The organism is Azospirillum terrae (genome assembly GCF_053470425.1).
In genome coordinates this window covers 29,839-52,600 of sequence record NZ_JBPXMR010000020.1, presented here as the reverse complement: position 1 = coordinate 52,600, position 22,762 = coordinate 29,839, and the positions used below count along the sequence as shown (strand labels likewise).

The 22,762-nt window shown below is 69.8% G+C and carries 20 protein-coding genes and 1 tRNA gene; 15 read left to right on the top strand and 6 right to left on the bottom strand.

Translation table 11 applies throughout. From position 1 onward, the window contains the following. The 8 genes from ACSVDD_RS27970 (at nt 1) to ACSVDD_RS27935 (ending at nt 8,251) form a co-directional block, all read left to right on the top strand. A complete protein-coding gene (locus ACSVDD_RS27970) occupies nt 1-573 on the top strand; it encodes a phage connector family protein (RefSeq protein WP_448192710.1) in 573 nt (190 codons plus the stop codon). Then, on the top strand, nt 570-2,468 hold the full coding sequence (locus tag ACSVDD_RS27965; RefSeq protein ID WP_448192709.1) for a phage tail protein: 1,899 nt from the start codon (nt 570-572) through the stop codon (nt 2,466-2,468). The genes ACSVDD_RS27970 and ACSVDD_RS27965 overlap by 4 nt, the downstream gene beginning before the upstream one ends. Beyond that, a complete protein-coding gene (locus ACSVDD_RS27960) occupies nt 2,468-3,211 on the top strand; it encodes a coiled-coil domain-containing protein (protein ID WP_448192708.1) in 744 nt (247 codons plus the stop codon). Before ACSVDD_RS27965 ends, ACSVDD_RS27960 begins: the two co-directional genes overlap by 1 nt. Nucleotides 3,212-3,396: 185 nt before the next feature. Then, on the top strand, nt 3,397-5,427 hold the full coding sequence (locus ACSVDD_RS27955; RefSeq protein ID WP_448192707.1) for a glycosyl hydrolase family 28-related protein: 2,031 nt from the start codon (nt 3,397-3,399) through the stop codon (nt 5,425-5,427). Next, nucleotides 5,424-6,938 (top strand): phage terminase large subunit, encoded by a 1,515-nt coding sequence (terL, locus tag ACSVDD_RS27950; protein WP_448192706.1) that lies wholly within the window; start codon nt 5,424-5,426, stop codon nt 6,936-6,938. The genes ACSVDD_RS27955 and terL overlap by 4 nt, the downstream gene beginning before the upstream one ends. A gap of 82 nt (nt 6,939-7,020) precedes the next feature. Then, entirely contained in the window at nt 7,021-7,332 is a 312-nt protein-coding gene (locus ACSVDD_RS27945) for a hypothetical protein (protein ID WP_448192705.1), read from the top strand. Next, on the top strand, nt 7,329-7,814 hold the full coding sequence (locus ACSVDD_RS27940) for a cell wall hydrolase (RefSeq protein ID WP_448192704.1): 486 nt from the start codon (nt 7,329-7,331) through the stop codon (nt 7,812-7,814). Before ACSVDD_RS27945 ends, ACSVDD_RS27940 begins: the two co-directional genes overlap by 4 nt. A gap of 5 nt (nt 7,815-7,819) precedes the next feature. Then, a complete protein-coding gene (locus ACSVDD_RS27935; protein WP_448192703.1) occupies nt 7,820-8,251 on the top strand; it encodes a 3TM-type holin in 432 nt (143 codons plus the stop codon). A gap of 22 nt (nt 8,252-8,273) precedes the next feature. Here the strand turns inward: ACSVDD_RS27935 and ACSVDD_RS27930 are convergent, their stop codons facing one another. Then, a complete protein-coding gene (locus ACSVDD_RS27930) occupies nt 8,274-8,483 on the bottom strand; it encodes a hypothetical protein (RefSeq protein WP_448192702.1) in 210 nt (69 codons plus the stop codon). Between the two features lie 245 nt (nt 8,484-8,728). Here ACSVDD_RS27930 and ACSVDD_RS27925 point away from each other — a divergent pair, with 245 nt between their 5' ends. The 3 genes from ACSVDD_RS27925 to ACSVDD_RS27915 are packed head-to-tail and all read left to right on the top strand — an operon-like array spanning nt 8,729 to nt 11,485. Then, entirely contained in the window at nt 8,729-9,106 is a 378-nt protein-coding gene (locus ACSVDD_RS27925) for a DUF952 domain-containing protein (RefSeq protein ID WP_448192701.1), read from the top strand. Next, nucleotides 9,103-10,188 (top strand): quinone-dependent dihydroorotate dehydrogenase, encoded by a 1,086-nt coding sequence (locus tag ACSVDD_RS27920; protein WP_448192700.1) that lies wholly within the window; start codon nt 9,103-9,105, stop codon nt 10,186-10,188. The genes ACSVDD_RS27925 and ACSVDD_RS27920 overlap by 4 nt, the downstream gene beginning before the upstream one ends. A 49-nt stretch (nt 10,189-10,237) precedes the next feature. Beyond that, entirely contained in the window at nt 10,238-11,485 is a 1,248-nt protein-coding gene (locus tag ACSVDD_RS27915) for an EAL domain-containing protein (protein WP_448192699.1), read from the top strand. Nucleotides 11,486-11,497: 12 nt separating this feature from the next. On the opposite strand, the gene ACSVDD_RS27910 is transcribed toward ACSVDD_RS27915, so the two are convergent. Continuing rightward, nucleotides 11,498-11,833 (bottom strand): ribbon-helix-helix domain-containing protein, encoded by a 336-nt coding sequence (locus ACSVDD_RS27910; protein ID WP_448192698.1) that lies wholly within the window; start codon nt 11,831-11,833, stop codon nt 11,498-11,500. Nucleotides 11,834-12,175: 342 nt separating this feature from the next. Between ACSVDD_RS27910 and ACSVDD_RS27905 the strand changes: the two genes are divergently transcribed. Next, a complete protein-coding gene (locus ACSVDD_RS27905; RefSeq protein WP_448192697.1) occupies nt 12,176-13,330 on the top strand; it encodes a hypothetical protein in 1,155 nt (384 codons plus the stop codon). 5 nt (nt 13,331-13,335) lie between these two features. Continuing rightward, on the top strand, nt 13,336-14,223 hold the full coding sequence (locus ACSVDD_RS27900; protein WP_448192696.1) for an SH3 domain-containing protein: 888 nt from the start codon (nt 13,336-13,338) through the stop codon (nt 14,221-14,223). A 15-nt stretch (nt 14,224-14,238) separates the two neighbouring features. Here ACSVDD_RS27900 and ACSVDD_RS27895 read toward each other — a convergent pair whose 3' ends face one another. The 4 genes from ACSVDD_RS27895 to ACSVDD_RS27880 all read right to left on the bottom strand — a co-directional run bounded on the left by ACSVDD_RS27895 (nt 14,239) and on the right by ACSVDD_RS27880 (nt 21,529). Next, nucleotides 14,239-16,044, bottom strand: coding sequence for a transglycosylase domain-containing protein (locus ACSVDD_RS27895; RefSeq protein WP_448192695.1), 1,806 nt, complete (start codon nt 16,042-16,044; stop codon nt 14,239-14,241). A gap of 303 nt (nt 16,045-16,347) precedes the next feature. Then, entirely contained in the window at nt 16,348-18,333 is a 1,986-nt protein-coding gene (gene thrS, locus ACSVDD_RS27890; protein ID WP_448192694.1) for a threonine--tRNA ligase, read from the bottom strand. 82 nt (nt 18,334-18,415) lie between these two features. Further along, nucleotides 18,416-20,113 carry a methyl-accepting chemotaxis protein gene (locus tag ACSVDD_RS27885; protein WP_448192693.1) on the bottom strand — a complete coding sequence of 566 codons (1,698 nt, stop codon included), beginning with the start codon at nt 20,111-20,113 and terminating at the stop codon, nt 18,416-18,418. A gap of 198 nt (nt 20,114-20,311) precedes the next feature. Further along, complete coding sequence (locus tag ACSVDD_RS27880; RefSeq protein WP_448192692.1) at nt 20,312-21,529, bottom strand: glycosyltransferase family 4 protein; 1,218 nt, start codon at nt 21,527-21,529, stop codon at nt 20,312-20,314. A gap of 176 nt (nt 21,530-21,705) precedes the next feature. Here ACSVDD_RS27880 and ACSVDD_RS27875 point away from each other — a divergent pair, with 176 nt between their 5' ends. Then, nucleotides 21,706-22,365, top strand: a complete 660-nt coding sequence (locus ACSVDD_RS27875; RefSeq protein ID WP_448192691.1) for an alpha/beta hydrolase — start codon at nt 21,706-21,708, stop codon at nt 22,363-22,365. Between the two features lie 57 nt (nt 22,366-22,422). Beyond that, nucleotides 22,423-22,513 (top strand) — tRNA-Ser (locus ACSVDD_RS27870). The last annotated feature ends 249 nt before the right edge of the window (nt 22,514-22,762 follow it).

The window sequence follows — 22,762 nt, the reverse complement described above, 5'->3', positions numbered from 1 at the left end:
ATGGCACTCACCGCGATCGGACTGTGCAGCCGGGCGCTGCTGAAGATCGGCGCCACGCCGCTCACCGCGTTCGACGATGGCACGGCCGAGGCCGAAGTGGCGGCCGCGCTGTACGGCCCGACGCGCGACGCCCTGCTGTCGGCCCGCGCCTGGAGCTTCGCCACCGCCCAGGCCGTCTTGCCGCGCCTCGCCACCGAGCCGGTGGCCGACTACGCCTGCGCCTTCCAGTTGCCGGCCGATTTCCTGCGGGCGATGTCGGCGGGGGCGGCCAGCCGCGGGCGCGGGCTGGATTACCGCATCGCCGGGCGGGCGCTGCACACGGCCAGCGCCAGCGTCGTGCTGACCTACGTCTTCCGCCCGAATGAGGAGGACTTCCCGGCCTTCTTCGATCAGGCGTTGATCGCCCGGCTGGCCGCCGAGTTCTGCATCCCGCTGACCGAGAACTCCAGCCGCGCCGACGGACTGCACCAGCTTGCCGAAGCCGAGTTCCGCCGCGCCCGGCTGATCGACGCCCAGCAGGACGTGCAGCCCGGCTTCGAGGACTTCTCCCTGATCGAGGCGCGCGCGTCATGACCCGGATCCGGCAGGTCAAGACCAACTTCACGGCGGGCGAGATCTCGCGCCGCCTGCTCGGACGCAAGGATCTGCGCGCCTACGACAACGGCGCGCTGACCCTGCGCAACGTGTTCATCCATCCCACGGGCGGCGTCACCCGGCGCTCCGGCCTCGCCTTCGTCGATACGGCGCGCGGTCCGGGGCGGCTGGTGGCGTTCGAGTTCAACATCGAACAGACCTACCTGCTGGCCTTCTCGGCCGGGACGATCGACGTCTACCGCGACGATGCGCGCGTCGCCACGGTGGACGCCCCGTGGACCGAGGAGCAGTTGGACCGCATCACCTGGACGCAGAGCGCCGACACGCTGCTGGTCTGTCACCCGGATCTGGCGCCCCGCAAGCTGACCCGCACCGGCGAGACGGAGTGGGGACTGTCGGAGTGGGCCTATGTGGTGGAGGACGACGCGGTCCGCATGCCGTTCTACCGCTTCGCCGATTCCGAGGTGACGCTGACCCCCGGCGGCACGACGGGCGCCATCACGGTGACCGCATCCGATCCGGTGTTCGACCCGCTGCACGAGGGCACGCGGATCCGCATCAAGGGCAAGCAACTCCTCATCACCGGCGTCGCCTCGTCCACCAGCGTGCAGGCCACCGTCAAGGAGACGCTGCCCAACACCGCCGCCACCGTGAACTGGGACGAACAGGCGTTCAGCCCGCGGCGCGGCTGGCCGGTGGCGGCGGCGTTCCATCAGGACCGGCTGGTGGTCGGCGGCTCGCGCGATCTGCCGAACCGGCTGTGGCTGTCGCGCTCGGCCGATTTGTGGAACTTCGATCTGGGCACCGGCGGCGATGACGAGGCCATCGAGTTCGGCCTGCTGTCCGATCAGGTGAACGCCATCCGCGCGGTGTTCTCCGGCCGCCATTTGCAGCTTTTCACCTCGGGCGCCGAGTACATGGTGACCGGCGACCCGCTGACGCCGCGCAGCATCCAGCTGAACCGGCAGACGCGCATCGGCTCGCCGATCGACCGCACGATCATGCCGCGCGACGTGGACGGCGCCACGCTGTTCGTCTCGCGCAACGGCAAGGAGATCCGCGAGTTCCTCTATACGGACACCGAGGCGGCGTATCAGGCCAACGATCTGGCGCTGCTCGCCCGGCACATCGTGGCGAACCCACGTGACCAGGACTTCGACAAGCGCCGCCGCCTGCTGTTCGTCGTTATGGACGACGGCTCCATCGGCGCGGTCACCATCTACCGGGCCGAGCAGGTCACCGCCTGGACCCGGCTGACCACGGAAGGCGCGGTGCGCTCCGTCGCGGTGGTGGGCGACAACGTTTATGTGCTGGTGGACCGCGCCGGCACCTGGACGGTCGAGCGCTTCGACGACACGCTCAACACCGACTCCGCCCTGGTCGGCAGCAGCGGCGCGGCGGCCGCCACATGGTCGGGCCTCGCCCACCTGGAGGGCCGGCGCGTCGCCGTGCTGGCCGATGGGGTGATGCGCGGCGAGACCACGGTGCTGACCGGCCGCATCACCCTCGACCCGCCGGCCACGGCGGTGGAGGCCGGGCTGACCTATACCCACACCATCGAGCCGCTTCCCGCCAACCTGCTGGGTCAGGTGGGCGACGGCGACTTCGTGCGGCTGGTCGAGGTCGGCTTCAAGCTGGAGGACACCGCGGCGCTGCGCGTCGATCTGGGGCGCGGGCTTTTCGACATGCCGCTGCACCGCTTCGGCCCGCAGCCGGTAGCCGGGTCGCCGCCCGCGCGCGTGTCCGGCGACCGCCGGATGCGGGCGCTGGGCTGGCGGCGCGACAACGACAAACCCCTGTGGCGTATCGAGCAGGACGCACCACTGCCGTTCACGCTGCTTTCCGTCACCATGGAATTGAAGGTCAACAGCTAATGGGCGGACTCACACCCATCGCCAGCGCCGTGATGCCGGTCGCATCGACGGCGCTCACCGGCTACCAGCAACAGCAGTACAAGGCGCAGAACGCGGCGGTCGATCAGCAGTATCAGGCGCAGAGGGACGCGGCCGACCGCGCCTACCAGCAGCAGGCCCTCGACCGCCGCTACGCCGAGGACCGTCAGGCCCGCCTGGAGGCCCAGCAGCAAAGCGAACGCGCCCAGCAGGCCGAATGGCAGCGCCAGGACCAGCTGCGCCAGCAGGATCTGGAGGTGCAGCGCCAGAAGGATGAGGCCGCCGCCGCCCAGCAGGCGGCGCAGCGCCGCAGCGACATGGCGTGGCTCGGCCAGTCGCAGTCGCTCGACGCGGCCCAGCTCATCGCCCGGCAGAACGCCGACGCTCAGGCGGCCGGCGCCGACGCGCAGACCCGGCTGGCGGCGATCGCCCAGCAGTCGGCCACCGATGAGCAGCGCCGCCGCGACGCGTTGCGCCGCTCGGTCGGCCGGACGCGCGCCGATCTGGGCGGGCAGGGCGTCAGCAGCGCCGACGGCTCGGGGGAAGCGATCCTCCTCGGCCTCGTCGGCGACAGCGCGCAGGAGAGCAGCACCGCCGCGCAGGTGGACCAGCTCAAGCGCCAAGCCATCCAGCAGGAGCTGGACAACTCCCGGCGCCGCAACCTGCTGGAACAGGCGCAGCTGGCGCAGCGCCAGCGCATGGATTTCATGAGCAAGTTCTTCTGATCCAAAGACTTTTGCAGTGCCACAAAAGCCCCTCCCCCCTCGCGGGGGAGGGGTTGGGGAGAGGGGGAATAGCGCGCGGAAGCGCGAACATGAGTCTTCTTCCGCCTTTCCAGGCGTAACCACCCTCTCCCCAACCCCTCTCCCGTCAAGGGAGAGGGGCTTCAGGCCCAGCCCCGGAGCCTCCCATGCCCACGACCATCCAGATCCCGCGCGGCACGCCGCGCGTGCAGTACGTTGCCGACGGCGCGCTGGCGGCCTTCGCGTTTCCGTTCCCGATCTTCGCCGCGGAGGATCTTCAGGTGTTCCTCGGCGCCGCCGCGCAGTCCACCGGCTACACCGTCGCCGGGGCCGGCGCCACGGCGGGCGGCACCGTGACCTTCGCCACACCGCCGGCCGCCGGCACCGCGGTCACGCTCCGCCGCCGCGTGCCCGTCGAGCGCACCACCGATTTCCTGGAAAGCGGGCCGCTGCCCGCCGCCACGCTGAACAAGGAGTTCGACGTGCTCACCGCCGGCCTGCAACAGGTGGCCGGCGATCAGGAGCTGATGCTGCGCTACGCCGACACCGACCTGCCGGCCAGCCCCATGCTGCCCGACCGTGGCCTGCGATCCGGCAAGCTGCTGGCCTTCGACTCCCTGGGCAACCCCACCGTCCGCCTGCCGGTGGACGAGCAGGCGCTGTCCACCTACCTCCCCGGCGGCTCCGGCGCGGTGGCCCGGCCGATCCGCGAGAAGCTGGGTGACGCCGTGTCCGTCAAGGATTTCGGCGCGGTCGGCGACGGCACGGTGGACGACACCATCGCCATCCAGGCGGCGCTGACCGCGGCGCACGCGGTCTTCCTGCCGCCCGGCGCCTACCGCGTCACCAACACCATCACGGTCGGCACCGGCAAGACGCTGTTCGGCGCCGGCCAGTCCTCGATCCTGCGGGCGGCGGGCAACGGCTTCGACCTCGTGCACCTGCCGGACGGCTACGCCACGCTGCGCGATCTGCGGCTGGAGAACGGCTTGGCCGGCGTGCGCCTGTTCGGCCGCGACGGCCCTTGCGTGCAGAACGCGCTGACCGACCTCACGGTGTGGGAGGCCGTCTACGGCTTGGTGCTCGACGGTTACAATTCCGCCGACCGGCCGACCTATTGGAACAACGTGGCGCGCGTGCTGATCGCCCGCCCGGCGATCCACGGCGTCTGGCTGACCCGGAGCGGGGCGGGGGACACGCCGAACGCCAACCGCTTCCAGTGCGTGCGCGTCTATTCGCTCTCGGCGCCGATCTCCGGCAGCGGCTTCTTCGTCGAGCACGGCAAGTACAACAACGCTTTCACCGACTGCGAAGCCAACCTGTCGACCGACGCGCACTCCTGCTTCCGGGTGGGCGCCGACACCGACAAGACGCTGATCGTCAATTTGTACTGCGAATCGCTGGGCGGCGTGCCCAACGTGGTGCTGGACGCCGGATCGGTGGAGACCGGCATCATCAACCTGTTCTCGGCCAGTGCCGGGCCGGCGATCCAGGATTTCTCGGGTGGGCGCTACACCGCCCACAACGCCGGCTACCCGGAGAAGAACCGCCTGGGCACCACCCGCGTCAGCCAACTGGTGGTCGAGGCGCTGCGCTACGACACCGAATACGTCGAACCGGCGAGCGGCGGGCTGGTCGAGCTGGACCTGACCAGCTCGGTCTATCTGCTCAGCGCCTACGGCGGGGCGGTGGAGGCGCGATTGCCGGCGGCCGGTTCGGCCAACGGGCACGCGGTGACCATCAAGAAGACCGACGCCTCGGGCAACGTGATCACCATCACCGAGGCCGGCGGCGCCGGTCCGGACGGGCGCAGCGTGACGCTGGGCAGCCGCTACGACTTCGTAACCGTGGTATCGAACGGGGCGGGCTGGTGGATCGTCGCCGGCACCAGCCTGCCCGGCAACGCCGACTACCACGAGACGCCCGGCCTGTTCGAGCCGGACCTGACGCGGAACCTCTATCTGGTCAGCGGCTGGAGCGGGGCGGTCGAGGTGCGGCTGCCGGCGCCCAGCGCGCCGAACGCCGTGGGCCGCACGGTGACCATCAAGAAGGCCGACCAGTCCGGCAACGCCGTCACCGTCACCAAGCAGGGCGGCGGCGGCCCCGACAACGAGGCGATTGCGCTGTCCGCCTACGGCCACGCGGTGACCGTCATGTCGAACGGTGCGGGCTGGCACATCGTCGGGCGCAACCCGTGACCGGGCCGCCATCAACCGAGGCGCCGATCCCCTTCGAAGACTTCGTCGATGCCTGGAACCAGCGGCAGGACCTGGAAACGCCGGAGCACCATCGGCGCATCGCCGGCTGGCTGGCGTCGGCGCTGGAGTCCGGCCAGCGGCACCTGCTGCTGATGGCGTTCCGCGGGGCGGGCAAGTCGACGCTGGTCGGGCTGTTCGCGGCGTGGCTGCTGCTGACCGATCCCAACCGGCGCTTGCTGGTGCTGGCGGCCGACCTGCGGCTCGCCAAGAAGATGGTGCGCAACGTCAAGCGCATCATCGAGCGCCACCCGATGACCGCGGGCCTAAAGCCCAAGGAGCGCGACCAGTGGGCGTCCGACCAGTTCACCATCGTCCGCCCGCGCGAACTGCGCGACCCGTCCATGCTGGCCAGCGGCATGGAGGGCAACATCACCGGCAACCGCGCCGACGTGGTGATCTGCGACGACGTCGAGGTTCCCAAGACTTCCGACACCGCGCCCAAGCGCGACACGCTGCGCGAGGCGCTGCGGGAGATCGACTATCTGCTGGTGCCCGAGGGGGTGCAGCTCTACGTCGGGACGCCGCACAGCTACTACACCATCTACGCCACGGAGGCGCGCGAGGAGGCGGGCGAGACGCAGGCGTTCCTGGAGGGCTTCCACCGTTTTGAGCTGCCGATCCGCGACGAGGCCGGCGTCAGCGCGTGGCCGACGCGTTTCTCCGAAGCGCACATCGACACGCTGCGCCAGCGGGTCGGGCTCAACACCTTCGAGAGCCAGATGATGCTGAAGCCCACCCCGGCCAGCGCCACCCGGCTCAACCCCGACGATCTGCGCAAGTATGAATGCGAGATGGAGTACCGCACCGCGCAGGGCGATCCCGTGCTGACGCTGAACGGCGTCCGCATGGTCTCGGCCAGTGCGTGGTGGGACCCGGCGGTGTCGCGGCCGGACGGCGACGGGCGGACGACCGGGGACGACAGCGTCGTCGCCGCCGTCTTCTCCGACGCCAAGGGCAATCTGTACCTGCACCGCGTGCTCTACCTGAAGGTGGACCCCTCGGACCCGGAGAACGAAGCGCGCCAGCAGTGCCGTCTGGTCACCCGTTTCCTGCGCGAACTGCACCTGCCCGGCGTGTATGTGGAGACCAACGGGCTCGGCACCTTCCTGCCCAACTTTCTGCAGGACGAGGTGAAGCGGGCGCGGATCGGCGCCTCGGTGACCGGCAAGCACTCGACCAAGCCGAAGGCGCGCCGCATCGTCGAGGCGTTCGAGGCGCGGCTCGCCGCCGGCCGCATCCACGCCCACGCCAGCGTCTGGGAGACGCCCTTCGTGCGTGAGATGCGCGAGTGGCGCCCCACCGGCCGCCAGCGCGGCCACGACGACGCGCTGGACGCGGTGGCCGGCTGCATTCTGGCCGAGCCGATACGCTTCGACGGCGTCCCGGCGCCCACGCCTCGCCCCGACTGGCGCCCCGGCCCGGTCGTGGCGCCCAGCGAATGGCCGGTGTGAACGCTGAATTGTGAGCCACACCATCCCAGGCCGCCTCCCTTCGGAAGGCGGCCTTTTTCATGTCCCGACAGTGGAGAGCATCATGCGTGAAACCCTCGACGTAGTCTGGTGGATCACGGCCGTCGAGCTGCCCGTCATGGCCGGCCTGTTCTGGCTGATCGTGCGCCTGCGCAAGGAGTCGCAGGACGCCCTGGAAAGCCTGCGCCTGCGCGCCGAGGCCGCCAGCACCCAGGTGCGCGAAAGCCTCGCCGCCTACAAGCTGGAAGTCGCCAAGACCTACGTCTCGGTGGGCACGCTGAAGGACGTGGAAAAGCGCCTCACCGACCATCTGCTGCGCATCGAGCACAAGCTGGAATGCGGCTGCGGCACCTTCGTCGAGGGGGGCACACGATGAGCCGGCCCGCCCTCGTTCCCATCCACGACGCCGATCCGCACCCGCCGGCGCCGAGCCCCGGCGGCCCCGTCGAGACGGCGGTGGACACGCTGGCCCGCACCCTGTGGGGCGAGGCGCGCGGCGAGCCGGTGCGCGGCATCGAGGCGGTCGCCGCCGTCGTCGTCAACCGCGTGCGCGCCGCCGAGCGGCGCGGCGGCTTCTGGTGGGGCGACAGCGTGGTCGCCGTCTGCTGCAAGCCCTTCCAGTTCTCCTGCTGGAACGCGCAGGATCCGAGCCGGGCAAAGCTGCTGGCGGTCACCGCGGCCGACCCGGTGTTCGCCACCTGCCTGCGCGTGGCGCGCCGCGCGGTGGCCGGGCTGCTGGACGATCCGACCGGCGGCGCCACGCACTACCACGTGCTCGGCCAGCACCCGGACTGGGCGGCGGGGCGCTGCCCCAGCGCCGAGATCGGCCTGCACGTCTTCTACAACACCATGGAGTGAGAACGATGCTTCCCGCGCTGCTGGCCCGGATCGGGCTGCCCATGCTGATCCGCGCCGTGTCCGAAGGGCTTGGCCGCATCGAGAATCCCGCGGCGCAGACTGCGGTGTCGGCGCTGAAGGACGCCCACACCGCCATGCAGGCGGGGACCATCGCGCCCGAGGCGGTGGCCGAGGCGAACCGCCACATCGAGCGTTTGGCCGAGGCTGCGTCGGACGACCCGTACGTGCGGCGCATGCGCCCCACGTTCGGCTATGCCATGGCGCTGTCCTGGTGCGCCCAGATGGGGGCGCTGGCCTGGGTGATCGTCACCGAGCCGGAACGGGCCGACGCGGTGATCGAGGCCATGACCTCGCTGGGCACCATCTGGACCATGGGCCTCAGCGTGCTGGGGATCTATGTGTACAAGCGGTCGGAGGAGAAGAAGGGGGGCGGCTGAGCCGCCCTTTCTTCCGAAGCCTTCACTCGGGCGACTTGATCATCGCCTGATAGATCTTCCAGGCGGCTTCCACCGTCACGCCGCCGGCCCGCGCACCGGCGGCCAGCATCGCGGCGCTCGGCTTCAGGGGGACTGAGGTGTTGGTGGGGTCGCAGGTGTGGCTCAGCATGCCGCTCAGCGACTCGCCGGCCATCTGACGGTCCTTTACCACCATTCCAGAAATTGCGTTCATGTCCGGTCCTCCATCGGTTGCAGAACACACAGCAATCCGGGTGCCAAAGCGCCGCAAAACCGCAACATTCCCGGAAAGCCTTGGAAATTCTCGACTGAACGGGACGCAGGCGGTGATGCTTCGCGTCCGCAGGCGGGTTCTTTCTGCAAAATGCCGCGAGCGATTTGTTGCGCGCGTTGCAATTTGCAAAGCGCACACGGGCCCACTGGCCGCGGCCAAGCCTTTCGAGTAAGGTCCGCGCCGCCATGACCGAGCGGATCATCCATCACATGTGCCGGGCCGAGGAATGGGAGCAAGCCTCCTCCGCCGGCACTTATCCGGGCTCCTCGCAGGATGCCGAGGACGGCTTTATCCATTTCTCCACCGCCGCCCAGGTCGTCGAGAGCGCCGCCAAACACCGCGCCGGGCAGACCGGGCTGGTGCTGCTGACGGTGGACGCCGACGCGCTGGGCGAGGATCTGTGGTGGGAGCCGTCGCGCGGCGGCCAGCTCTTCCCGCACCTCTACGCGGCGCTGCCGGTGTCGGCGGTGCTGCGCGTCGACCCGCTGCCGCTCGGCCCCGACGGCCGGCACGTCTTCCCGCCCCACGTCCTGTCGCCGCCGGAAGCGGAGCCCGCCCCATGATCGACCTGTTCCCCATCGCCGGCCGCCTCCTGCGCGGCCTCGACCCGGAGACGGCGCACACGCTGACCGTCAAGTCGCTGGCCGCCGGCTTCGGCCCGACCGACCGCGAGCCGGACGACCCGGTGCTGAAGACGCGCGTCTGGGGCCTGGACTTCGCCAATCCCGTGGGCCTCGCCGCCGGCTTCGACAAGAACGCCGAGGTGGTGGACCCCATGCTGCGCATGGGCTTCGGCTTCGTCGAGGCGGGCAGCGTCACGCCGCGCCCGCAGCCCGGCAACCCCAAGCCGCGCCTGTTCCGCCTGACCGACCAGGGCGCCGTGCTGAACCGCATGGGCTTCAACAACGGCGGGCTGGAGCAGTTCGCCCGCCGCTTTGAGGACCGCCGAGGCAACGCCAACCGCGCCCCCGGCATCGCCGGCGCCAACCTCGGCAAGAACAAGGACACCGCGGAGGCGGCGGACGACTACGTGCTCGGTGTGCGCCGGCTGGCGCCGTTCTCCGACTATCTGGTGGTCAACGTCTCCTCGCCGAACACGCCGGGCCTGCGCGCGCTGCAAGGGCGCGAGCCGCTGCGCACGCTGCTGGGCCGCGTTCTGGACGCGCGTGCGGCGTGCGCGCTCGACCGCCCGCCGCCGGTGCTGCTGAAGATCGCCCCCGACCTCACCGACGAGGACAAGGCGGACATCGCCGCGGTGGCGCTGGAGTCGGGCATCGACGGGCTGGTGGTGTCCAACACCACCATCGCGCGGCCCGCCGGCATCCCGGAGCGTTTCAAGTCAGAGGCCGGCGGCCTGTCCGGCAAGCCGCTGTTCGGCCCGTCCACGCAGGTGCTGCGCGAGATCCACGCGCTGACCGGCGGCAAGCTGCCGATCGTCGGCGTGGGCGGCATCGCGTCCGGTGACGACGCCTACGCCAAGATCCGGGCCGGCGCCTCGCTGGTGCAGCTCTATTCGGCGCTGATCTACGGCGGCCCGGCGCTGGTGCGCAGCATCAAGCGCGACCTCGCGGCGCGCCTGAAGGCGGACGGCTTCACCTCGGTGGCGGCGGCGGTGGGAGCGGATGCGGAATTGACGAAGCGGTAACCCTGCTGGTCCACTCTGGCTCGGGTCCACCCTCAGAGCGACGGCGGCCATGACGCTTCTCATCCACATCGTCTACGCGCTCGCCTACACCGTCACCGGTGTGGCGGTCGGCGCGGCGTTGCCGTTCATCCGGCCGGAGATGGACCCGCTGGCCGGCTGGCTGGCCGGCGGGATGATCGTGCTGGCCGGCGGTCTGGTGCACGAGGTGGTGACCCGCTTCGACCGCGAACGCATCCTGGCCAAGCGCTTCAGCCGCCTGCTCGAAGCGGTTGGCACGCTGAACGAGGACCTCACCCACCAGCACGGCGAACTGGAGCATTTGCGCGCGGATTTCGAGCGGGCGCGCAGCATGGGCGGCGTGGCCGGCTACGACACGGTGATGCAGGAGGTGAAACTCCTCCAATCGCTGGTCGGCCGCTTGCAGGAGAAGCGCCCCGCAGCCCGTCCGCCGGCCGCCGCGGCGAGCCCGCACAAGGTCAGGCCGGTGGTGGAGAGCGGCGGCGCGGTGTTGCCGCAGGCGCCGCAGGTGGCCACGGTGCCGCCGCCCGGCGGCGAGCTGGACGATTCGCGCATGCTGGAGACGGTGCGCGACGCGTTGCGCGCCGACCGCATCGACATCTATCTCCAGCCCATCGTCAGCCTGCCGCAACGCCGGCACCGCTTCTACGAGGTGTTCTCGCGCGTGCGCGCCAACGACGGCGCCACCCTCAGGCCCGACCGCTACATCGCCATCGCCGAGCGCGAGGGGCTGATCGCCACCATCGACAATCTGCTGCTGGTGCGCTGCATCCAGCTGATCCGCGAGACCGAGCGCCGCCAGCACCAGATCGGCTTCTTCTCCAACATCTCGCCGGCCACCATCGGCGACGCCGAGTTCATGAAGCAGTTCCTGGAGTTCATGGCGCAGAACCAGACGCTGGTGCCGAAGCTGGTGTTCGAACTGGGCCAGGACGACATCAAGGCCGGGCAGGCGGTGACGCAGGCGATCCTGGCGCAGTTGGCGCGCCTGGGTTTCCGCTTTTCCATGGATCAGGTCGACGACCTTGCCGCGGTGGACGTCGAGGCGCTGGCGCGCAACGACTTCCGCTACCTCAAGCTGGATTGCGCCCGCCTGCTGAAATTCGAACCCCGGCCGCGGGCGGCCGAGTTGCTGAAGCGCTGTCGGGAACACGAGGTCGACGTCATCGTCGAGAAGATCGAGACCGAGAACCAGCTTATCGAACTGCTCGATCTCGGCGTGGATTTCGGCCAGGGCTACCTGTTCGGCGAACCCCGGCTCAGCCGCAAGCCGAACTGAACCGAGCAGCCCTCAATCGTCGAGCGGGACAGCGTCTTCCAAGGCGCGGCGCAGGCGGCTGCTGGGCTTGTTGTCGCTCTCCTCGCCGAAGCCGGCCGGGCGCTTGGGCACCGCCGAGCGGAAGTAGCTGACGATGAAGACCCGGATGGACGCGGTGAGGTTCGCTTCGCCGCGCCGCCGGTCGATCATGGTGCACATCTCGTTGAGCGTGCAGTTCTCGCGTTCGCAGATGTCCTTGAGCGAATCCCAGAGCAGCGGCTCCATGCGCAGGCTCGTCCGCCGGCCGCTGACCGTGACGTTGCGGCAGACTAAGGCCGGCTTTTCTTTCCAACCTCCCGGGACCGCCATCGCGCCTTGAGCCTCTCCATTGATCCGCACGCGGGCCGCGCCCGCAGCCCCTATACATCCATTTGTATGGCAAGAATGCAAGTGGGCGTGTGTGCTGCGAGCATATTTTCGACCGCCGGTCGCGTTTCAAACCGCCCGATCCTGGTCCTACCAGCCGCCCTGCGGCGCTCTCAACATATCCGGGTGTGTGATCGTGGCGCCGGCCGGATGGCGTTCGCCTTCACACGGGGGGCGCGGGCGGCGGCGGTCCAAAAGCCGCTTCCCTTCCGCTGCGCTTCGCTTTACCAGTTCCCCTATGGGATGCTGGCGAAAGCCTTGCGTTGCAACGGAACGAGGTGGGCGATGGGGCGACCGGCGGCGTGGCGGATGGTGGCGGCCCTGGGCGTCGGGCTGACGCTTGCCGGGCTGACGCCGGCCGGGCCGTCCCGGGCGGCCGACGCTCCGTCCGCTCCTCCCTCGCCGCCGGCCGCTCTGCTGGCCGATGCGGTGCGACACGAGGTCGCGCGTCGGGTTCCGCAATCCTGGCGTGTCGAAGGGGTGGCGCTGGAGCCGCCCGAATCGGCGGCCGGTCCGGTTCGCATCGCGGCGCGCCTGACGCTCGCCAGGACGACCTATGCGGTGGACAGCCGCGACGGCCCCTACGCCTTCATCCGTCCGGTGGCCGAGGCCGGGCTGGAGAAGGTGCTGACCGGCATCGCCACGCCGGCCAAGGCCAAGGCCAAGGACGGCAGCATCACCGTCAAGCTGGACTTGCAGAACGCCGAGGTGCTGGACAGCGTCGGCCGGCCGGCCGAGGAGTTGCCGGGCAAGGCGGTGGTGGTCGGCTCCGAGGAGGCCGGCAAGCTGCGCGCCCAACTCGACGCCGACGCCAAGCAGCGCATCGCCGACGAGCAGGCGCGCCGCCAGCGCGAAGAGGAACTGCTGGCCGAGCAGCAGGCGGCTTCCCAGGTCGAGGCCGAGCGCCTTGCCGGCGAGCGTCAGGCGGTCGAGGCCCGCACCACCATGATCGCCGAGGTTCGCAACCGTCTGGCTGCCGGCGAGCGGCCGGAGCGCATCGCGGTGTACGAGGCGGTGCTGGGCGGCAACGATCTGGCGCTGCGCCAGATCGCCGTCGAGGCGGCGTTGCAGAGCCGCGACCCGGTGCTGGCAAATCTGGCGATGAAGGACTGGATCGCCCGGCACAAGACGATCCCGGTGCTGCTCTACGCCACCAAGGAGGACTCCCACAGCGACGCGGTGCTGCGCAACCTCGGCCCGCTGACCATCGAGGTGGACAGCTTCACCGGCGTCAACGGCGCGCTGCAAGGCAAGATGGGCGCACCGGGCTACACCATCGCAGCACCCTCTGCCGCGGTCGGCACGCTGGCGCAGACCGAGTTGACGGTGAACACCTACGGCTGCACGCTGACGCTGCGCCTGACCGAACACCGCACGCTCGATGGACTTTACCGCTGCCAGACCTTGCCGACGCTGGTGGCGCGGATCACGGTGGACTGAGGCCGATGCGCCGGTCGGCCACCCTTCTTGGTCTGGTGCTGGCCGCGGCGCCGGTCGGCGCGCTGGCCCAGGCGCAAACCCAGCCGGACCGGTTGACCCCGCGCCCGCCGCCCACCGCCGTGCTGCCCAAGGCGACGCCGGTCCACACCGAGCCGAAGGGGAACGCGCCCGCCGGGCTGGCCGTGCTGCTGCCGCTGCCCGTGGCGCCGGTCCCGCTGTCGCCGGTGTCCGTCCCCGGCGAACCGCCGGCCGCGGCACCGCCGGCGGCCGTTGCGTCGCCGGCCGTTGCGTCGCCGGCTGTCCCGCCCGCCGCCGTTCCACCCATCGTCGTTCCGCCCCCCGCCAAGCCGAAGCCGGCCGTCGCCGAGGCCCCGAAACCGGTCCCGGCGCCCGAGAAAAAGGCTTCCGAGAAGAAGGCCGGGCCGCGCACGGTGTACGCCAAGGACGACGTCTACATCCGCGCCACGCCCGGCCTCGGCGGCAAGGTGCTGGACGCGCTGGAGCCGGGCGCCGCGGTGGAGCTGGTGCCCGGCGAGGCCGAGGACGGCTGGGTGCGCGTCGCCCGCAATGGCAAGGCGCTGGGCTGGGTGTCCTCCAAATTCCTGCTCGACCGCGCGCCGGGCGGGAGATCCGCCGACGGCTGCGCGCTGCCGCCGGATTTCCCGAGCAGGCGCGGCGCGCCCATCGCCGAGGGCTCGGCCGCCCGCGCGCTGGCCGACGCCAACATCCGCAAGTCGCCGGCCTGCAACGCCACGGTGCTCGACGTGCTGGAGGAAGGCGAGACGGTGACCGTCACCGCCGTCAGCGGCACGTGGTACCGCGTCGCCCGCAGGGGCCGCACGCTGGGCTACGTCAGCGCCACGCTGCTGGGCGAGGCCGCCAGAGGGCGTTGACGGGGGTGCTGACGCTCACCCCGCCTTGCGCAGCTTCGCCGCGTCCTGCATGAAGCCCCGCCATACCTCGGCGGGGACCGAGCCGCCGCTGACGCCCTTCATGGGGGTGTTGTCGTCGTTGCCGACCCACACGCCCACCGTCATGCCGTTGGCGAAGCCGACGAACCACGCGTCGCGGTAGTCGTTGGTGGTGCCGGTCTTGCCCGCCGCCCCTTTCACATAGGCGCCGCGTCCGGTGCCGGTGGCGACCGCCTCCGCCAGCATGCCCTTCATCGCCGCGGCGATGCGGGCGTCCAGCACGCGCTCGGCGGGCGGGCCGGCATGGGCGTAGACCTCGCGCCCACGCGGGTCGTTGATGCGCTGGAAGGCGTGCGCCTCGACCTTGCTGCCGCCGTTGCCGACCATGGCGTAGGCCTGGGTGAGTTGCAGCAGCGTCGTTTCCGCGTTGCCGAGCGCCAGGCCGAGGTTGGCGTCCAGCGGCGTCTCGACGCCCAGGCGCCGGGCCATCGCCACCACCTCGTCCACGTGCCCCTGGGTGAGCCGCGCCGACGCGGTGTTGACCGAGTGCGCCAGCGCCTGGCGCAGCGTCAGCCGCTCCGGGTATTCGTCGTCGAAATTGCGGATGCTGCGCCCATCCGAGAAGGCGAGGGGACCGCCGCCGATCAAACTGTCCGGCGTCAGGCCGCGCTCCAGAGCCGCCAGGAAGACGAACAGCTTGAACGCCGAACCCGGCTGCCGGCGCGCCTGGAGCGCCCGGTTGAAGTGGTCGCGCTGCGCCGCGGCATCGCGCCCGCCCACCATCGCCAGCACGTCGCCCTGGTCGTTCAGCGCCACCAGCGCGTATTCGGCGGCGCCCAGGCGCTTGGCGTTGCGTTCGGCGGCGCGCTCCAGGCTGCGCACGGCGGCGGCCTGGAGGTCGCGGTCCAGTGTGGTGCGCACGGTGAAGGTCGGTCCGGGATCCTCATCCCCGCTGAAGCGGGCGGCCTGGAAACGGCGGAAGCGCGCGTTGGCGGTCTCGCGGAAATGGCCGGCCGTCCGTGCGCCCAGCTTGTTGTTCTCGGCGAGATCCAGGGGCTGACGCTTTGCGGCGGTGGCCTGTTTGGCGGTGATGAAGCCGGCGTCGGCCATGGCGTCGAGGACGATGGCCGCCTTCTCCGCGTTGCGTTCGCGGTCGGCGAACGGGTTGAGCCGCGACGGCGCCGTCAACGAACCGATCAGCGACGCCGACTCCTTGAGCGTCAACTGCGTCGCCGGGTGACCGAAATAGAGCTTGGACGCCGCATCGACGCCGTAGGCGCCGAAGCCGAAATAGACGCGGTTCAGGTACAGGTAAAGCACGGTGCGCTTGCCGACCTTCTCCTCGAAGTCCTGGGCGCTGACGATCTCCTGCACCTTGCGCTGCCAGCGGCCGTAGTCCTTGAAGAAGATGTTCTTCATGGTCTGCTGGGTGAGCGTGCTGCCGCCCTGGCTGAAGCGGCCGGAGGTCACCGCCACCGACAGCGCGCGCGCCAGACCGAAATAATCCAGCCCGTCATGCTCGAAGAAGCGCCGGTCCTCCTTGGCGATCAGCGCCTGAAGCAGGTGCCGCGGCATCGCCTCCATGGGCACCAGTTCGCCGTAGTTCTCGCCGACCGAACCGAGAAAGCGGCCCTGCCGGTCGAGGAAGCGCACGCCGTCGCCGCGGTTGAAGCGGGCAATCTCGACCGGGGATTTGAAAGTCTCGCCGAACAGTTCCACCGCCGAGGCCGCGCTGGCGAAGAACAGCGGGGTGACGAGGGCGAGGAGTGCGGCCGTCTTGCGGAGAAAAGCTGGGCGGGGCATCGGCGTCGTCATGGCGAAAGACGCCGCTCACGTCGTGACGCTGGTGGGGGGCTACAATGCGATACCACCTAATTTCATAGGGTGGTGGGGCGGGGTGCTATGTCCCTCCCCCAGCCCCGCTGGGGGCGTGGAGCCGGTGCCGCAGGCAAAGAGCGCCGAAGGCGATCGTAGGCGGAGCGCGGTCGCCCGACTTGCGGGCTGCCGTGTTAGGAGGGGGCATTGGCTGCCCCGAGAAGCCGTAGCCCCCACCCTCCCACTTCGTGGGTCCCTCCCTCCCCCAGCGGGGCTGGGGGAGGGCATGGGTTAGAACGCGGAATCGAAGCCGCGTTCCCCGGCCGGAGACCGCGTCTCCTCCGCCAGCTTGGCCACCGCGTCATCGAGGGTAAGGACCTCCTGGTCCTTGCCGCCGAGGTAGCGCATCGCCACCTTGCGCTCTTCCGCCTCGCGGCGGCCGACGACGACCATGACCGGCACCTTCTGAAGGCTGTGCTCGCGGACCTTAAGGTTGATCTTCTCGTTGCGCACGTCCAGCTCGGCCCGGATGCCCCGTGCCTTGAGGATCTTGTGCACCTCGGTGGCGTACTCGTCGGCTTCGTTGGTGATGGTGGTCACCACCGCCTGCACCGGCGCCAGCCACAACGGGAACTTGCCGGCGTAATGCTCGATCAGCATGCCGATGAAGCGCTCCAGCGAGCCGAGGATCGCCCGGTGCAGCATGATCGGCCGGTGCTTCGCGCCATCCTCGCCGATGTAGTGGATGTCCAACCGCTCCGGCAGGTTCGGGTCGTACTGCAGCGTGCCGCACTGCCAGGTCCGGCCGATGGCGTCGGTCAGGTGGAACTCCACCTTCGGGCCATAGAACGCGCCCTCGCCCGGCAGTTCCTCGAACTCCAGCCCGGCCGAGCGCAGCGCCGTGCGCAGCCCCTCCTCGGCGCGGTCCCACAAATCGTCGGACCCCGTGCGGACATCAGGGCGCAGCGCCAGCTTCACGCTGATGTCGTCGAAGCCCAGGTCCTTGTAGACGCCGAGCTGGAGCTTGAAATACTCCGCCGCCTCGGTCGGCACCTGATCCTCGGTGCAGAAGATGTGCGCGTCGTCCTGGGTGAAGGCGCGCACGCGCATGATGCCGTGCAGCGCGCCCGACGGCTCGTTGCGGTGGCACGAGCCGAACTCGGCCATGCGGATCGGCAGGTCGCGGTAGGAGCGCAGCGCGTTCTTGAAGATCTGGGTGTGGCCGGGGCAGTTCATCGGCTTGACGCCGAGCTGCTTCTTGCCCTCGTCCGCCTCGACCTTGAACATGTTGTCGCCGTACATGTCCCAGTGGCCGGACGCCTTGAACAGCGAGCTGTCGATGAGCTGCGGCGTCTTCACCTCGACGTAGCCGGCCTGATCCAGCTTGGTGCGGATGTAGGTCTCGATCGTCCGGTACAGCGTCCAGCCCTTGGGGTGCCAGAACACCGAGCCGACCGCCTCCTCCTGCACGTGGAAGAGGTCCATCTCCTTGCCGAGGCGGCGGTGGTCGCGCTTTTCGGCCTCCTCGAGCTGGGTCAGGTAGGCCTTCAGCTCCTTCTCATCGCGCCACGCCGTGCCGTAGATGCGCTGGAGCATGGCGTTGCGGCTGTCGCCGCGCCAATAGGCGCCGGCCACCTTCATCAGCTTGAAGGCGGTGCCGACCTTGCCCGTCGACGGCGCGTGCGGCCCGCGGCAGAGGTCGAGCCAGTCGCCCTGGCGGTAGACGCTGATCGCCTGATCGGTGGGGATCGCCTCGATCAGCTCGGCCTTGTAGTTTTCGCCCAGTTTCTTGAAGTAGGCGACGGCGTCATCGCGCGTCCATTCCTCGCGCACCAGGGGCGCGTCGCGCTGGACGATCTCGCGCATCTTCGCCTCGATCTTCACCAGATCCTCGGGCGTGAACGGCTCGTCGCGGGCGAAGTCGTAGTAGAAGCCGTTGGCGATCGACGGGCCGATCGTCACCTGCGTGCCGGGGTACAGCTCCTGCACGGCCTCGGCCAGCACGTGGGCGGCGTCGTGGCGGATCACCTCCAGCGCATCCGGGTGGCTGCGCGTGACGATCTCGATCCGGACGTTCTTGGTGATGGTGGTGGTGAGGTCCGTCACTTGGCCGTCGATCTTGACGGCAAGGGCATCCTTGGCCAGACGCGCGCCGATGGAGGCGGCGATCTCCGCCCCCGTCACCGGCCGGTCGAACTCTCGCACACTGCCGTCGGGCAGCGTGATGGCAATGCTGGACGTCACCGGTATCACCGTTCGCTCAGTTGTTCGTGGCATTCCCGGCGGTTGCCGGGACGCGGAACTCTAAAGGGCTGACCGGTCAAGTCAAGGCGTACGGCGGCGAATCGCCGCCAGCACGTCACGCCACCTTCACACTCTCCAGGAAGCCGTGCACCAGCGTGCGCAGCGAATCGGCCTGGGTGGACAGGCCGGAGGCCGCGTCCAGCACGTCGCGCGCCGCGCTGTCGGTCTGGCGGGCGGCGGCGTTGACGCCGCCGATGGTGGTGGTCACCCGCTCGGTGCCCTGGGCGGCCTGCTGGATGTTGCGGGCGATCTCGCCGGTCGCCGCCCCCTGCTCCTCGATGGCCGAGGCGATGGTGGTGGCGATGCCGTCGATGCGGTTGATCACGCCGCTGATGGCGCGGATCGCCGTCGCCGTCTCGGTCGACACCCGCTGGATGCCGGCGATCTGATCGGCGATGTCCTCGGTGGCCTTGGCGGTCTGGGTGGCGAGGCCCTTCACCTCCGAGGCCACGACCGCGAAGCCCTTGCCGTGCTCGCCGGCCCGCGCCGCCTCGATGGTGGCGTTCAGGGCCAGCAGGTTGGTCTGCGAGGCGATGGAGTTGATCAGCTCGACCACCTCGCCGATCTTCTCGGCGGCGTCGGTCAGGCCGCGCACCTGCTGGTCGGCGCGTTCCGCCTCGCCGACCGCCTGCCGGGTGATCTCGGTCGAGGTGGCGACCTGCCGGCCGATCTCGGAGATGGAGCTGGTCAGCTCCTCGGTGGCGGTGGCGACCGCCTGGACGTTGGCCGATGCCTGTTCCGACGCGCTCGCCACGTCGCCGGCCTTGGCGCTGGCGTCCTGGGCGATGGTGGTCATGCCGTGCGCGGTGCGCGTCATCCGCTCGGCCGAGGCCGACACCGTCGCCAGCACGCCGCTGATCTCGCGGTCGAAGCGGCCGGCCAGATCCTCGATGGCGCGCGAGCGGGCCAGACGCTCCTCGGCGGCGCGCTGCTGGTCGCGGGCGAGGTCGCGGGCCTGGTCCATGCTGTCCTTGAAGACGTGCAGCGCGCGGGCCATCTCGCCGATCTCATCGGTGCCTTCGGCCGCGGGAATGGCGGCGCCCGGATTTCCCGCCGCGAGATCCTTCATGGCCTGCGTCATGCGCCGGATCGGGGTGACGATCAGGCTGATCGCCACGAAGCTCGACAGCAGCATGGCGAGCGGGATGCCGATGACCGGTGCGCCGATCATCAGCAGCTTCATGGTGTGCTGGAAGTCGGCGATCTCGCGGTTGAGGCGGGCGATCTCCGCGTTGTCGGCTTCCGCCTGCTGCTGGAGCAGCGTGTTGAGCGCCTGCCGGTTGGCGCGGTTGGCGTCGTTGTCGCCATAGGTGCGGGCGGCCGCGGTGGAAACCTCCCGTCCAAGGCGGACCAGCTCGGAGCGGAAGGTGACGAACTCGCGCACTTTGGCGGCGATGTCGGCGTTGCGCGCTCGCTCGGCGGGCGTGGCGGTGGCGGCGATGGCCGTCCACTCCTGCATCATGCGATCCATGACGGCGAGGTTCTTCAGCAGCGCCGGGGCGAACTTCTCGGCCTCCTTGGCGTCTTTCGACATGTAGATGCCGCGCGAGTCCATCACCACGGCCAGCGTCAGCCCGTTCATCCGCTCGCCCAGCATCGCGCGGGCCGACGCGCTGGTGATCGCCGCCACGTGGCCGTCGTAGGTGCGCATCGCCTGCACACCCAGCGTGGCGATGACCACGGAAACCAAGGCAAGGACGAGCACCACCATGCCGAACTTGCGCGAGATGGGAAAGTTCTTCAGCGCGCCCATCAGCCGTCTTCCCCCTATATATGAGTCCGCCATCCTGGCCGGCAGCGGTTTCGTGTCGCGCCGATCTTGGTGCGACTTTCCCATGGAGAGGCAAGCATGCGTGAGGGCAAGATAAGGGACAAGCAGACGCAGCAACGCCCCCCCTGTGACATCTTGACCGGGTTGTATAGGTCGGATGGATAGAGCCCGGCGGCGGTCCTACGCCTTCAGCAGCTCGGCATAGACCGCCAGCGTGTCGGCGCACATGCGCTGCTTGGTGTAGCGCTCGGCGACGAAGGCCTGGGCGTGGGCGCCGATGGCCTCGCGCTGCTCGGGCGTCATGGACAGCGCCTCGTCCAACGCCTTGGCCAGCGCGTCGGCGTCGTCCGGCGGCACGACCCAGGCCGTTTCGCCGGGGATCACCGTTTCCTGGTAGGCGCCGATGGCGGTGACGATCACCGGCTTGCCCATGGCCTGCGCCTCGACGATGACGCGGCCGAACGCCTCCGGCTCGCGCGACGCGGAGACCACGACGGTCGACAGCATGTAGGCGGCGGCCATGTCGCTGCAATGGTCGGTGATGTGCACCACGCCGGCCAGTCCGGCGCGGCGCGCGCGCTCCTCCAACTCCTGTCGATAGCCGGTGCGGCCCTGGTCGGACCCGACCAGCAGGCACACCACGTCCTTGCGGCCGAGCTTCGCCAGCGCGTCGATCATCACCGTCTGGCCCTTCCAGCGGGTCAGCCGCCCCGGCAGCAGGATCACCGGCCGGTCGTCGGGCAACCGCCACTGGGTGGCGAGCTGGATCATCCGCGCCGAGTTGACGCGCTCGGGCGTGAAGACCGTCGGGTCGATGCCGCGGTGGACGATGCGGATGACCGCCGGATCGACCGGATAGCTCGCCAGGATGTGGTCGCGGATAAAGCCGGAGATGGCGATGATCCGCTGGCCGCGCGCCATCACCGAATTGTACCAGCGCTTCAGCCCGTTGGAGAAATTGTAGGGGGCGTGGAAGGTGGTCATGTAGGGCACGCCGGTGCGCTTTGCCGCCATCCAGGCGCTCCAGGCCGGGGCGCGCGAGCGGGCGTGCACGATGTCGACGCCGTGCTCGCGGATGATCGCCTCCAGCCGCGCGGCGTTCTTGCGGATGACCAGCGGGTTCTTGCTCTTCAGCGGCAGGGTGATGTGGGTGACGCCGGCGCGGTCCAATTCGCGCACCATCGGCCCGCCCTCGGACGCCACCAGCGGCGTCGCCCCGGCCTCCGCCAGCGCCAGCGCCACGTCGATGCAGCCGCGCTCGGCGCCGCCGGTCACCAGATTGGGCAGCACCTGCAACACCACGGGCGGGCGCCGTCCAGTCGTGCGGAAGGTTGCTTTCGTATCCGCAGCCGGGTTGCCCGGCTGGCCGCCGGTGGTAAGGTGCTGATCCAGATCCATGCCGATGCCCAATAACGCAAGTCGAAGACGACGCGGGTGATGCGATGACCGGACACGCTGCCGCCCCGGCGGGCGGGCACCATAGCCTAGCCCGCGGGGACGCCACCATAGCCTATCGCTATACTCCCGCGCGGGACCCCGGCGGCGGGCCGGGAATCCTGTTCTGCGGCGGCTTCATGTCCGACATGACCGGAACCAAGGCGGTGGCGCTGGAGGCCTGGGCCACATCGCGGGGCTTGGCCTATACGCGCTTCGACTATCAGGGGCACGGCGCGTCGAGCGGCCGGTTCGAGGACGGCACCGTCGGCACCTGGGCCGAGGACGCCCTGGCGGTGCTGGACCATGTGACGCGGGGGCCGCAGATCGTCGTCGGCTCGTCCATGGGCGGGTGGATCGCGCTGCTGGCGGCGCTGAAGCGGCCGGAGCGGGTGACTGCCCTGGCCTGCGTGGCGGCGGCCCCCGATTTCACCGAGGACCTGATCTGGGACGCGCTGACCGCGGAGGCGCGCGCCACTCTGTTGGGCGACGGCGCGTGGTACCGTCCGTCGCAATACTTCGACGATCCCAAGCCGGTGACGCTGGCACTGATCGAGGAGGGGCGGCGGCACTTGCTGCTGCGCGAAGCGATCCGCTTTGCCGGCCCGGTGAGGTTGCTGCACGGCATGGCCGACGCCGACGTGCCCTGGCAGACCAGCCTGCGGCTGGCCGAGGCGCTGACCTCGGCGGATGTGCGGGTGACTTTGGTGAAGGACGGCGATCACCGCCTGTCGCGCGATGAGGACATCGCGCTGCTGTGCCGCACGGTTGGTGAACTGGTGGGAGAGGTTCCCGTCTAATCCGTTTTTCAGGGGCTTGCGAAGTGCCGTGGGGATGGTTATAACCCCGTCCTCTGCGGAGGGGTGGCCGAGTGGTCGAAGGCGCACGCCTGGAAAGTGTGTATACCTCAAAAGGGTATCGAGGGTTCGAATCCCTCTCCCTCCGCCATATATCTATCGGCCAGGATTTGGCCACTGTCAGCCGGCGTCGGGAACGGCGTCCAGAGCCAGTGTGTATCGGGTTTGTGTATCGGCGCAAGTCCGTTTACGGAGCGGCCCTTTTCGCCGCTTAGTTGCGGCGCGAATCGGTTCTGTGCCCAGGAACCCTCTGCCACTTTCGAGCTGATCGGCCCCGCGGGCGCGCTGCGACTCCGAAACTCGGGGCGTTGGTCTAGTGGGTCACTTGCCGCGGTAATGG